Origin of the sequence: Methylobacterium trifolii (assembly GCF_022179685.1) — a bacterium.
GTDB classification, from domain to species: domain Bacteria; phylum Pseudomonadota; class Alphaproteobacteria; order Rhizobiales; family Beijerinckiaceae; genus Methylobacterium; species Methylobacterium trifolii.
Genome location: NZ_BPRB01000236.1, coordinates 1 through 10,664 on the forward strand (window position 1 = coordinate 1; position 10,664 = coordinate 10,664).

At 72.2% G+C, this 10,664-nt stretch carries 13 protein-coding genes; 5 read left to right on the forward strand and 8 right to left on the reverse strand.

Annotation, left to right across the window (positions count from 1 at the left end; translation table 11 throughout):
- Nucleotides 1-56 precede the first annotated feature (56 nt).
- Entirely contained in the window at nt 57-707 is a 651-nt protein-coding gene (minC, locus tag COGEMETH_RS19290; protein ID WP_238184237.1) for a septum site-determining protein MinC, read from the reverse strand.
- Nucleotides 708-1,111: 404 nt separating this feature from the next.
- Here minC and COGEMETH_RS19295 point away from each other — a divergent pair, with 404 nt between their 5' ends.
- The 4 genes from COGEMETH_RS19295 to typA all read left to right on the forward strand — a co-directional run bounded on the left by COGEMETH_RS19295 (nt 1,112) and on the right by typA (nt 5,479).
- A complete protein-coding gene (locus tag COGEMETH_RS19295) occupies nt 1,112-1,432 on the forward strand; it encodes an iron transporter (protein ID WP_238184225.1) in 321 nt (106 codons plus the stop codon).
- Nucleotides 1,429-2,964, forward strand: coding sequence for a PepSY-associated TM helix domain-containing protein (locus COGEMETH_RS19300; RefSeq protein ID WP_238184226.1), 1,536 nt, complete (start codon nt 1,429-1,431; stop codon nt 2,962-2,964). Before COGEMETH_RS19295 ends, COGEMETH_RS19300 begins: the two co-directional genes overlap by 4 nt.
- Nucleotides 2,961-3,308: a DUF3325 domain-containing protein gene (locus COGEMETH_RS19305; RefSeq protein ID WP_238184227.1), complete on the forward strand. Its 348-nt coding sequence runs from the start codon at nt 2,961-2,963 to the stop codon at nt 3,306-3,308. Before COGEMETH_RS19300 ends, COGEMETH_RS19305 begins: the two co-directional genes overlap by 4 nt.
- A gap of 338 nt (nt 3,309-3,646) precedes the next feature.
- A complete protein-coding gene (typA, locus tag COGEMETH_RS19310; RefSeq protein ID WP_238184228.1) occupies nt 3,647-5,479 on the forward strand; it encodes a translational GTPase TypA in 1,833 nt (610 codons plus the stop codon).
- Nucleotides 5,480-5,549: 70 nt separating this feature from the next.
- Here typA and COGEMETH_RS19315 read toward each other — a convergent pair whose 3' ends face one another.
- The 7 genes from COGEMETH_RS19315 to COGEMETH_RS19345 form a co-directional block, all read right to left on the reverse strand.
- Nucleotides 5,550-5,714: a hypothetical protein gene (locus COGEMETH_RS19315; protein WP_238184229.1), complete on the reverse strand. Its 165-nt coding sequence runs from the start codon at nt 5,712-5,714 to the stop codon at nt 5,550-5,552.
- Entirely contained in the window at nt 5,711-6,028 is a 318-nt protein-coding gene (locus COGEMETH_RS19320; RefSeq protein ID WP_238184230.1) for a hypothetical protein, read from the reverse strand. The genes COGEMETH_RS19315 and COGEMETH_RS19320 overlap by 4 nt, the downstream gene beginning before the upstream one ends.
- Nucleotides 6,028-6,357 (reverse strand): hypothetical protein, encoded by a 330-nt coding sequence (locus COGEMETH_RS19325; RefSeq protein WP_238184231.1) that lies wholly within the window; start codon nt 6,355-6,357, stop codon nt 6,028-6,030. The genes COGEMETH_RS19320 and COGEMETH_RS19325 overlap by 1 nt, the downstream gene beginning before the upstream one ends.
- Nucleotides 6,358-6,464: 107 nt before the next feature.
- The gene (gene cysK / locus COGEMETH_RS19330) at nt 6,465-7,445 is read right to left on the reverse strand and encodes a cysteine synthase A (protein ID WP_238184232.1); all 981 of its coding nucleotides are present in this window, start codon (nt 7,443-7,445) and stop codon (nt 6,465-6,467) included.
- A 267-nt stretch (nt 7,446-7,712) separates the two neighbouring features.
- Entirely contained in the window at nt 7,713-8,819 is a 1,107-nt protein-coding gene (locus COGEMETH_RS19335) for a glycosyltransferase (protein ID WP_238184233.1), read from the reverse strand.
- Nucleotides 8,820-9,156: 337 nt separating this feature from the next.
- Nucleotides 9,157-9,324, reverse strand: a complete 168-nt coding sequence (locus tag COGEMETH_RS19340) for a hypothetical protein (RefSeq protein ID WP_238184234.1) — start codon at nt 9,322-9,324, stop codon at nt 9,157-9,159.
- Nucleotides 9,325-9,422: 98 nt separating this feature from the next.
- Nucleotides 9,423-9,932, reverse strand: a complete 510-nt coding sequence (locus tag COGEMETH_RS19345) for an META domain-containing protein (RefSeq protein WP_238184235.1) — start codon at nt 9,930-9,932, stop codon at nt 9,423-9,425.
- A 262-nt stretch (nt 9,933-10,194) separates the two neighbouring features.
- Here COGEMETH_RS19345 and COGEMETH_RS19350 point away from each other — a divergent pair, with 262 nt between their 5' ends.
- A complete protein-coding gene (locus tag COGEMETH_RS19350; protein WP_238184236.1) occupies nt 10,195-10,518 on the forward strand; it encodes a helix-turn-helix domain-containing protein in 324 nt (107 codons plus the stop codon).
- The last annotated feature ends 146 nt before the right edge of the window (nt 10,519-10,664 follow it).

The window sequence follows — 10,664 nt, forward strand, 5'->3', positions numbered from 1 at the left end:
CAGAGGGGGGAGGGAAGGCGCGCGCCATAGCCGGCCTCCCTCCGCGGCGTGGTCCATCAGCCGCGCTCCAGCGCCACCAGCCGGATCGCGTCCTCCACGAGGCGGACCTCCACCGCCTGCCCGCGAAACGCCGGGTCGAGGTCGTCGGCGGTGCGGTAGAGGCCGTCGATGGCGACCAACTCCGGCTCGAACTTCCGGCACCAGATCCGGGCCTGCGGGTTGCCGGCCGCCCCCGCCACCGCCCGGCCGCGTAAGGGGCCGTAGACGTGGATCGAGCCGCCCGCGATCACCTCGGCGCCCGAGGCTACCGCCCCCATCACCGTGACGTCGCCGTCGAGATGCAGCACCGCCTGGCCCGAGCGCACCGGCGCGTCGAGGATCAGCGAGCGGGCGGCCGCGGGGGGCGGGGTCTGCGGCGCGGGCTCGCCCGGGGTCTCGACCTCGCCGGCCGGGCGCCCGCCGGAGAGCGGTGGCGGCAGGCCGGGGGCGAGGATCGCGGGCGGCGCGCCCTCGATGCCGAGGATGGCGATGTCGCGGGCGGCCAGGTCCGCCACGAGGTCCACGAGGTCCTGGCGCACGAGGCTGAGGCCGGACAGGTCCAGGATCACCGGCCGCCCGGCGAAGAAGGCGGGCGCCCGCCGGCCGAGGGCGTCGAGGTCGGCGAGCCAGTCCGCCACCGGCGGCAGGGGCGCCAGCACGGTGGCCATGAACGAGCGGCCGCGGAAGCGGATCGGGGGGCGGGCCGGGTCGGGCTTTGCGTGTGTCACGGGGTCGCTGAGGTCTCGCGGGGGTTCGGCCGGGGCGGTGGGCCCGGAGCGCGCTCCGTCGACGTGGAGGCCGGTTCGGCGAACGAGCGCGCGTCACGACAAGAGCGGGGGCCGGTCCCGATTGCAACGCGATCGGGACCGGCCCCCGCCGATCCTAGCCCATCCGCGTGCGGACCGCGCGCGGGGCGGGGCACGTGTCGGCAGGCGATGTCATCCCTGCCGCCGGGGCCGTAAGGGGCTGCGCCCACACTGGAATCGTTCCGAAACATAGCGGTTGCCCCCACCTTCGCGGGCTTGCTACCCCGCCTTCCGCAAGCATGTCGAAGAAACTCGTGGAGGCCGCGATGGGCGCACGACAGGAGAGGTGGTCCGGCCCGGCCTATCGCTTCGGCGTGGCCGGACGCGTCGTGCTGGCGAGCCTGGGCAGCTACGTCGTGGCCTCGCTGCTCACCGCCCTGCTCTCGCTGACGCTGCCGCTGGTACGCTCCGAGGCCGTGACCGCGGCGACCCTGCTCAGCTTCCTCGTCATCACCCTCCTGGCGCTCTACGTCTTCGCGGCCCGCAGCCTCGGCCGCGCCGCCCTCACCCTCGGCCTCGTCGGGCTGGCGCTGGCCGCAGCCCTGTGGCTCGCCGGCGGGTTTTCCGCTCCGGGGCCTGCGGCATGAGGCAGGGATTCCGCCAGTCGATGGCCTGGCTGCACACCTGGTCCGGCCTCGTCGTCGGCTGGGTGCTGTTTGCGATCTTCGTCACCGGCACCGCGAGCTACTACCGCACCGAGATCTCGCGCTGGATGCGCCCCGAACTGACGGCCGCCACCGCCGACCCGGCCCGCTCGGCGGACATGGCCGCCGCCTACCTCAAGCGGCAGATGCCGGATGCCGCCGGCTGGTACGTCGAACTGCCCAGGCCCGAGACGCCGCTGATCGAGGTGCATTGGTGGAAGAGCCTCGAAGGGCCGTTCCACAACGCGCTCCTCGACCCCGCGACCGGTGCGCCGTCCACGGCGCGGGCCACCAAGGGGGGCGACTTCCTCTACCGCTTCCACTTCGAGCTGGGCATGCCCCCGACCGTGGGGCGCTGGATCGTCGGCCTCTGCGCCCTGGTCCTGCTGGTGTCGCTCATGAGCGGCATCGTCACCCACCGGCGCATCTTCGCCGACTTCTTCACCTTCCGGCGGGGGGCCAGGACCACCCAGCGCCGCTGGCTCGACGCGCACAACGTCGTCGGCGTGCTGGCGCTGCCGTTCCACCTGATGATCGTCTACACCGGCCTCGTCACCCTGGCGCCGATGCTGATGCCCTGGGGGCTCGTCGCCGCCTACCGGGCGGAGGCGCCCCGGTTCTACGTCGAGGCCGGGCTGATGGCGGACATGCGGGCGCCGGCGGGCCGACCCGGGACGCTCGCGCCGCTGGGGCCCATGGTGGCGCAGGCCATCGCCCGGCAGGGCGAGGCGCCGGAGGCCTTCGCCGTCTACAACCCCGGCGATGCGGCAGCCACCGCCGTGGCGACCTTCGAGGAGCCGCACGGGCTCGCCCACCAGCACCCGCAGATCACCTTCGACGGGGAAACCGGCGCGATTCTCGGCACCGCGGGGATGGCGCCGACGCGGGCGGCGAGCACGACCTCGACCGTGATGGTCGGCATCCACGAGGCGCATTTCGCCGGCAGCGCCCTGCGCCTCCTGTTCGTCCTGTGCGGGGTGATGGGGGCGGCCACCGTCGGCACGGGCCTCGTGCTCTGGGGGGTGGCGCGGGCGCCCAAGGGTGCCGAGCCCGCGGGCTTGGGCCTGCGCCTCGTGCGCATCCTCAACCTCGGCACCATCGCCGGGCTGCCCCTGGGGATCGCCGCCTTCTTCCTGGCCAACCGCCTGCTGCCGCCGGACCTCCCCGCCCGCGCCGACTGGGAGATCCGGATCTTCTTCGGGGCCTGGGCGCTCGCGGCCCTGGCCGGCGCCCTGCGCCCGCAGGACCGGGCCTGGCGCGAGGGGCTGGGGCTGGCGGCCCTCGCCTACCTCGCCGTGCCCCTGGTGGGGCTGGCCACCGTGGGGCGCAGCCCCGTGCCCGCCTTCGACATCGCGATGGTGGCCGTCGCGCTCCTGTTCGGATGTGCCGCCTACAAGGCCGGCCGGAGCCCGCTCGGCGCGCGGGCCGCCCGGCCGGCGCAGGACCTGTCGGGCGAGGAGGCCTTGCGGGCATGAACCCGGTCGTCCTCGGGCTCAACCTCGCCCTGTGCTTCTCCGGCCTCGCGGCGCTGGCGCTGAGCCTCGACCGGCACCACCGCGACGCCTTCCTCAGGCGCGTCCCGCCGGGCCGGGCGCGGTCCCTGCGGGCGGCGGGATGGGCCGGGATCGGCCTGTCGCTTGCGGCGGCAATCGCCCTGGAGGGCTGGAACTTCGGGCCGGTGCAGTGGATCGGGGCGCTGACCGGCGGGGCGCTCCTCGTCGTCGCGTTCCTGTCCTACCGCCCCGGCTGGCTGCGCCCGGCGGCGCTCGCGGCCCTGCCGCTCGCCCTCCTCGCCCTGCCGCTTGCGTTGAAGGGATGAGCCGTAACGATTCCTGACGCCGCGTTTGCGGCGTTCGGGCGCGGAGAGCGCCCCGCGGAGCGGGTTTTCCGGTCTCGGAAAACACGGAGCGGAGGATCGGCCTGAGCCCGCGGATGCGGGCGCCGGCGATCGAGGCCATGCAAGGAACCGGGGCAAGCGCCCTTGGCCCCCCCTTGGGCCCCCCTTGGGCGATTGCCCCGGGATGAGCGATCCGCCCTTGCCGGGCGGCCTCACACCTTATATTGCGACGCAATAGCACGAATCCGCCATCGCACCCGGCGTGGGCGGCCGCATCTGCGGCCGGCCCCGTGGCGGGTTCTTCTCGCTTCGGATACCCCATGAAGCTGCGCAACATCGCCATCATCGCCCACGTCGACCACGGCAAGACGACGCTCGTCGACAAGCTGCTGTCGCAGTCCGGCTCCTTCCGCGAGAACCAGCGGGTCGAGGAGCGGGCGATGGATTCGAACGACCTCGAGAAGGAACGCGGGATCACCATCCTCGCCAAGGCGACCTCGGTCGTCTGGAAGGACACCCGCATCAACATCGTGGACACCCCCGGCCACGCCGATTTCGGCGGCGAGGTGGAGCGTATCCTGTCGATGGTGGACGGCGTGATCGTGCTGGTGGACGCGGCCGAGGGGCCGATGCCGCAGACGAAGTTCGTGGTCTCGAAGGCCCTCAAGATCGGCCTCAAGCCGATCGTGGCCGTCAACAAGGTCGACCGGCCGGACGCGCGCATCACCGAGGTGGTCAACGAGGTGTTCGACCTGTTCGCGGCGCTCGACGCCACGGACGAACAGCTCGACTTCCCGATCCTCTACGGCTCCGGCCGCAACGGCTGGATGGCCACCGCCCCGGACGGCGCGCAGACGGACGGGCTCGCACCCTTGTTCGACCTCGTGCTGGAGCACGTGCCCCAGGCCAAGGTCGAGGAGGGTCCGTTCCGGATGCTCGGCACCCTCTTGGAGGCCAACCCGTTCCTGGGCCGCATCATCACCGGGCGCATCGCGTCCGGCACGGTGAAGCCCAACCAATCGATCAAGGTGCTGGACCGCACCGGCAAGCTGGTCGAGACCGGCCGCGTCTCCAAGATCCTGGCCTTCCGCGGCCTGGAGCGCGCCCCGATCGAACTCGGCGAGGCGGGCGACATCGTCTCCATCGCCGGCCTGGTGAAGGGCACGGTGGCCGACACCTTCTGCGACCCGCAGGTGGACACCCCGATCCAGGCCCAGCCGATCGACCCGCCCACCGTCACCATGTCCTTCATCGTCAACGATTCGCCGCTGGCCGGCACCGAGGGCGACAAGGTCACGAGCCGGATGATCCGCGACCGCCTGTTCAAGGAGGGCGAGGGCAACGTCACCCTCAAGATCGAGGAGGCGGCCGACAAGGATTCCTTCTACGTGTCCGGGCGCGGCGAGCTGCAGCTCTCGATCCTGATCGAGACCATGCGCCGCGAGGGCTTCGAGATCGCCGTGTCGCGTCCGCGGGTGGTGCTGTCCAAGGACGAGGACGGCGGCATCCTGGAGCCGATCGAGGAGGTCGTGGTCGACGTGGACGAGGAGTATTCCGGCGTCGTCGTGCAGAAGATGTCCGAGCGCAAGGCCGAGATGATCGAGATGCGCCCGTCCGGCGGCGACCGCCTGCGCCTCGTCTTCCACGCGCCCACCCGCGGCCTGATCGGCTACCAGGGCGAGCTGATGACGGACACCCGCGGCACCGCGATCATGAACCGCCTGTTCAAGGCCTACGAGCCCTTCAAGGGCGAGATCGCGGGCCGGCGCAACGGCGTGCTGATCTCCAACGACAAGGGCGAGGCCGTGGCCTACGCCATGTGGAACCTGGAGGACCGCGGCCCGATGATGATCGAGCCCGGCGCCAAGGTCTATCAGGGCATGATCGTCGGCGAGCACAACCGCGAGAACGACCTCGAGGTGAACGTGCTCAAGGGCAAGAAGCTCACCAACATCCGCACCACCTCGAAGGACGAGGCCGTGCGCCTGACGCCGCCGATCCGGATGACCCTGGAGAAGTCGCTCGCCTGGATCCAGGACGACGAGCTGATGGAAGTCACCCCGAAGTCGATCCGCCTGCGCAAGACCCACCTCGACCCGAACGACCGCAAGCGCTTCGAGCGCTCGAAGGAAGCCGTGACCGGCGCCGTCTGAGCGTCAACGGGTCGTACGTACGAAGAAGGGCCGGGCGCCATGCGCCCGGCCCTTCTTCGTGTCTAAAACCTCATCCCCCGCCGGGATCGGTGTCCTTCTCCTTCGAGGGCTTGCCCTCGGGGCCCATGCCGGGATGCCCCTCGGTCTTCTCGTTGGGATCCATCACCGCGTCGGGCGCCGCGTTGGCGGGCTTCTTCGCGGGCGGCGTCTCGTCCGTCCTGGGCTCGTCGCTCATGCGTTCCCCTCGCGCTCGGCCTTGCTGTGTCCGGCAGCGATCGTCTCGCCGGCCTGCGTGCCGCCCGACGCCTTCCGGTCGGAATGGCCCCCTGAAGCGCCGCCCGGAACCGGCGGCGACTGGCCGGGCTCGCCATCGGCGCTCCACGCCGCCTTGCGCTCGGCATCCGACGCGCCGCCCGCACCCATGTCGGTGATGGCGGATTGCTCGGCCGTGTGGTGACCGCCGCCCGCGGCGGGCGCGCCGGGCGATCCCACGGCATCGTCGGGCTTGCGGGTGACGGTCTGGGAGATTTCGGTGGTGTCGCGGGCCATCAGCGCGTCCCGTCGTCCTGGCCGACTGAGGCCGTGGCGCGGTCGATCGCCTCGGCGGCGGAGGAGCCGGGCTGCGCCTCGCCGCGGATCTTGCGCAGGTTGTCGGGGGGCGTCTCGGCCTCGGTCGCGTCGCTGGCGTCCTCGCCCTTGAGACCGGAGGCGATGCGGGCGGTCTCGGCCTCGCCCGCCGGGTCGCCCTTCAGGTCGGCCTGGGTGTTGGCCGCCAGACCCACGTCGAGGGGCGAATCCTGGCCGAGACCCTGGCCGTTCCGGTCGGCGTAGGCGTCGAAGTCCTTCAGGGAAGGCCGGTCGCGCGTCTGGTCCGTCATGGCTGTTCCTCACTCTGTTGGAGGAACAACCGGTTCGGTGGGGCCGGAGTTGCGTCCGGGCCGTCGCAGACCCCGGCGCCACTGTCGCAGCGCCGGGGGGACGGGGGTTAGCCGATGCCCTCGAACAGCGCCGAGGAAATGTAGCGCTCGGCGAACGAGCAGGCGACCGTGACGATGCGCTTGCCCTTGAACTCGGGCCGGCCCGCCAGTTCGAGGGCGGCGGCGACGTTGCCGCCCGTCGAGATGCCGCCGGGGATGCCCTCCAGGCGGGCGAGTTCCCGCGCCGTCTCGAAGGCCGCCTGGTTCGTCACCTTGAGGGTGCCGTCGAGGATCGTGGTGTGCAGGTTCTCGGGGATGAAGCCGGCGCCGATGCCCTGGATCTTGTGGGGGCCGGGCTGGCCGCCGGAGATCACCGGGGAATCCTCCGGCTCGACGGCGAAGACCTTGAGGTTCGGCAGGCGGGGCTTGAGCACCTCGCCGACGCCGGTGACGGTGCCGCCGGTGCCCACGCCCGCCACGAAGGCGTCGAGCTGGCCGCCGGTGTCGCTCCAGATCTCCTCGGCCGTGGTCCGGCGGTGGATGTCCGGGTTGGCCGGGTTCGAGAATTGCTGCGGCATCACCGCACCGGGGATCTCGGTGAGCAGCTCCTCGGCCTTGCTGATCGCGCCCTTCATGCCCTGCGGGCCCGGCGTCAGGGCGAGTTCCGCCCCGAGGAAGGCCAGCATCTTGCGGCGCTCCAGGGACATCGTCTCGGGCATCACCAGGATCAGGCGGTAGCCGCGCGCGGCGGCGACGAAGGCCAGCGCGATGCCGGTGTTGCCGGAGGTCGGCTCCACCAGCGTGCCGCCGGGCTTCAGCTTGCCCGAGGCTTCGAGGGCGTCGATCATGTTGACGCCGATGCGGTCCTTCACGCTGGCGATGGGGTTGAAGAACTCCAGCTTGAGCAGGATCTCGGCCTCGACGCCGCGCGCCTGCGGCAGCCGGTTGAGGCGCACGAGGGGCGTGTTGCCGATGGTCTCGGTGATCGAGCCGTAGACCCGGCCGTGGCCGACCTTGCGCGGCGCGGTGGTTTCGAGGGAATCGGCCATCGGTGAATCTCCTGGTCGGCAAAGGTGTCGGGTCGCGGCTCTCGGCCGCCGGCGACCCCGTGGACGGGCGTCGCGAAATCCTGTCGGCGGGCCGCGTCGGGAGGACCGGATATCGCGTCGTCCCGGCTCAGGCAATCGACCTAAGCACCGGACACGACAATTCTTTTCTCGGTTTCGGACGTCATCGGCGCGGCCGTAGAAGATTCGTACTGCCGCGACCTGTATCGGGGAAACGCCGTTCTCGGCGCCCCGCGATGCCGCGCTCCGTCAGGGCGTGGCCCCGGCCTCGCGCCAGGCCGCGAGGAATCGCTCGGCCATCGCCTCCGGCCCGAACGCGCCCACGATCCGGGCGCGGGCGGCGAGCCCCTCGGCCCGGCGTGCGCCGGAATCCTGCGCCGCCGCGCCGCGCAGGGCCGCGGCGAGCGCGTCCGGCCGTCCGGGCTCGAGCAGATGCCCGAGGCCGTCGAGGATCAGGGCGGAGTCGCCGACGCGGGTGGCCACCGGCAGGAGGCCCGCCGCCATGCCCTCGGCGAGCGCGTTCGAGAACCCCTCGCCGAAGGCCGAGGACGAGACCACCACGTCGCCCGCGGCATAGATCCGCTCCACGTCGTCGCGGCGCCCCAGGGCGCGGGCGTTGGCCGGCAGCACGAGCGCCTCGGTCCCGGCGCCGACGAGCAGGAACCGGACCTCCGGTGTCCGGGCGGCGGCAGCGATCAGGCCGGCATGGTCCTTCATCGGGTCGACCCGCGCCGCATGCACCGCCACGACGTCACGATCCGCAAGGCCGAGTTCGGCGCGGCAGGCGGCCCGCGCCGCCGGGTCGGGCCGGAAGCGGGCGGTGTCGATGCCGTTGGAGATCACGGTCATGCGGCGCGGGCGGTAGCCCTGCGCCCGATGGAAGTCGGCCCCCGCCCGGCTGTTGGAGATCACCACGCCGGGCCAGGGCGAGAGGCGCGCGCCGACCCGCAGCAGGCGGCCGTAGCGCGCGTGGTCGATGTCGGAGTTGCGCAGGCCCCAGGCCAGCAGCGTGTCCCGCGGGGCGCCGGCCAACCGATGGGCCAGGGCGGAGAACAGGTCGCCGTGATAGAGCCAGCCCTGGACGACCGCGGGGCGCAGGCGCCGGATCAGCCGCGCCAGGCGGAGCAGGCTCATCCCCGCCCCCGGCAGGCCGCGGGGGGCGAAGGCGTGGACGCGCACGCCCAGGGCTTCGAGGACCGGCGCGTTCGGCCCGTCCGGCGTCAGGCTGACCACGTGCTGCGGCAGGCCCCGCGCCTGGAGCGCCCGGCAGAGGGCCACGAGCATGGTCTCGGCCCCGCCGGTGCGCAGGCCCGAGATGACGTGGAGGATCGGCCGCGGCGCGGCAAAGTCGGACATGGCCCGTGGCCGGATGAGTTTCTGTTCCGGAACGTATTTCCCCTCCCCGCAAAGGGGGAGGAAAGGCCCGCGGTAGGTTCGGTCGAAACGCAGCGCGGCTCCCTCTCCCGTGCGGGAGAGGGTTGGGGTGAGGGACAAAGGTCTCTCCAGAGAGGTCCCATCCCTCACCCTGTCCCTCTCCCGCACGGGAGAGGGGACCCGCGCACAGCCCGCCAGCGTCGCGAGATGGGTGAATACACGAGCGCCACAAGGGAGACGAGAGGCCGGCGGCACGTCCTGGCAGCGATGTGCGCCTTGCCCTCCCCCCTCTGCGGGAGAGGGACGCGCGCCCTATCCGTCAGCCGCCGATCCGGGCCCCGAGCAGGAGCAGCGCCGCCAGCAGGGGGGAGCCGGCCGCGAGCCAGAGGGCGGCGGGGTGGAGGCTGCGCAGGGGGACGTAGCGGGACTCCGTCCGCACGCCATCGCGCAAGGGCGCACCCTGCCGAAACCCGACCCTGACCGCCATTTGCCGCCCCGTCCGCCCGTTCGGACGGAGGAGGCACCCGGGCTCCTCAAGGCCTGCTGAATCCGGCCGGGCGCCCTGCGCGCGTGGTCAACGGAGGCTTAAAGGGCGCGGTCGAACTTCAGTTCGCCGTTCGGGCTCTTGAGCACGAGCTGCGAGCCGACGAGGTCCCACTGGGCGGTGGTGCGCAGCGCCACGAAATACGCCTGTTCGAGGGCCTGGAGGGCCTTGTCGCAGGGCTTCTTGGTCAGGGCCAGGGGGCCGACCGCGAGGTGCTGCTCGCGCAGCGGGAAGGCGGTGGCGGCGAAGGTGTTGCAGCCGCCGTAGCCGCGGGCCCGGTACTGCTTGTCGATGATGAAGCTCGGACGGTCCGCGCCGCCGAAGGTCTTGCCGTTGAGGCTCACGGCGGTCCAGGTCGAATCGAGGGGGAACTGCTTCTCGGTCGCCTTGGCGGCCGGGATGTACTGCTCCTTCTTCTCCTCGCCGCCGGGCCGGCGGTTGCCCTTGCCGAAGCCGGTGATGTTCCCGCTCTGGGCCTGCGTCTCCGTCGCCGTGGTCAGCCCAGCGGCAACGACGGTGCAGGCCAATGCGGCGATTAGCAACGCTCTCATGGTATGGCCCCTCTCGCTCGCGTATCAGCGCGTCGTCGTCGATCCCCGAGCCGCCGAGGCCCGGTCGCAGCCGTCGATCGATTCTGCATCGGATGGCGTGCGGACCTGCCGATCCGATAAGATTTCAGCACAATTATGGTCAAGGCCGAGCATTCGGCCGTTTCCCCGCCGTCCCCGCCGAACTTCGTGCCGGCGGGAGCCGGCCGGAAACGAACGCGGCCCCCTTCCGTTGTAAGCTCATCATGGATGCAGGGAGGATCACGTGGCCGGATCGGACGAAGGCACGGCGAGCGGGCTCGCGCAGGGCGCGATGACCCCGGCCCAGTCGCGGGCGGCCCGCGGGTTGCTGGACTGGTCGGCCGAGGACCTCGCGGGCAAGGTCGGGCTGGAGCCCGGCTTCGTGCGCGCCTTCGAGGGCGGCCACGGCGATCCGCCCTCCGGCCAGGTCGAGGCCCTGCGCAGCGCCCTGATGGCGGCCGGCATCGTCTTCACCGACGCGCCCTCGCCCGGCGTGAGCCTGGACCCGCAGGGCGGCGGCGGCGAGGGCACCCGGCTGGACGCGCTCACCACGGAGAACGACCGGTAGGCGCGGGGCACGTCGGGCCACGCCGACCGTATCCACCCGTCTCGCGACGATGTGGGACGCGGCGCGGGTCCCCTCTCCCGTGCGGGAGAGGGACAGGGTGAGGGATGCGACTTCTCCGGAGAGACCGGGGTCCCTCACCCCAACCC

Excerpts from the sequence above, each read along its gene's own strand:
- minC (WP_238184237.1), bottom strand. The coding sequence starts at position 707 with ATGGCCACCGTGCTGGCGCCCCTGCCGCCGGTGGCGGACTGGCTCGCC.
- COGEMETH_RS19295 (WP_238184225.1), top strand. The coding sequence starts at position 1,112 with ATGGGCGCACGACAGGAGAGGTGGTCCGGCCCGGCCTATCGCTTCGGC.
- COGEMETH_RS19300 (WP_238184226.1), top strand. The coding sequence starts at position 1,429 with ATGAGGCAGGGATTCCGCCAGTCGATGGCCTGGCTGCACACCTGGTCC.
- COGEMETH_RS19305 (WP_238184227.1), top strand. The coding sequence starts at position 2,961 with ATGAACCCGGTCGTCCTCGGGCTCAACCTCGCCCTGTGCTTCTCCGGC.
- typA (WP_238184228.1), top strand. The coding sequence starts at position 3,647 with ATGAAGCTGCGCAACATCGCCATCATCGCCCACGTCGACCACGGCAAG.
- COGEMETH_RS19315 (WP_238184229.1), bottom strand. The coding sequence starts at position 5,714 with ATGAGCGACGAGCCCAGGACGGACGAGACGCCGCCCGCGAAGAAGCCC.
- COGEMETH_RS19320 (WP_238184230.1), bottom strand. The coding sequence starts at position 6,028 with ATGGCCCGCGACACCACCGAAATCTCCCAGACCGTCACCCGCAAGCCC.
- COGEMETH_RS19325 (WP_238184231.1), bottom strand. The coding sequence starts at position 6,357 with ATGACGGACCAGACGCGCGACCGGCCTTCCCTGAAGGACTTCGACGCC.
- cysK (WP_238184232.1), bottom strand. The coding sequence starts at position 7,445 with ATGGCCGATTCCCTCGAAACCACCGCGCCGCGCAAGGTCGGCCACGGC.
- COGEMETH_RS19335 (WP_238184233.1), bottom strand. The coding sequence starts at position 8,819 with ATGTCCGACTTTGCCGCGCCGCGGCCGATCCTCCACGTCATCTCGGGC.
- COGEMETH_RS19340 (WP_238184234.1), bottom strand. The coding sequence starts at position 9,324 with ATGGCGGTCAGGGTCGGGTTTCGGCAGGGTGCGCCCTTGCGCGATGGC.
- COGEMETH_RS19345 (WP_238184235.1), bottom strand. The coding sequence starts at position 9,932 with ATGAGAGCGTTGCTAATCGCCGCATTGGCCTGCACCGTCGTTGCCGCT.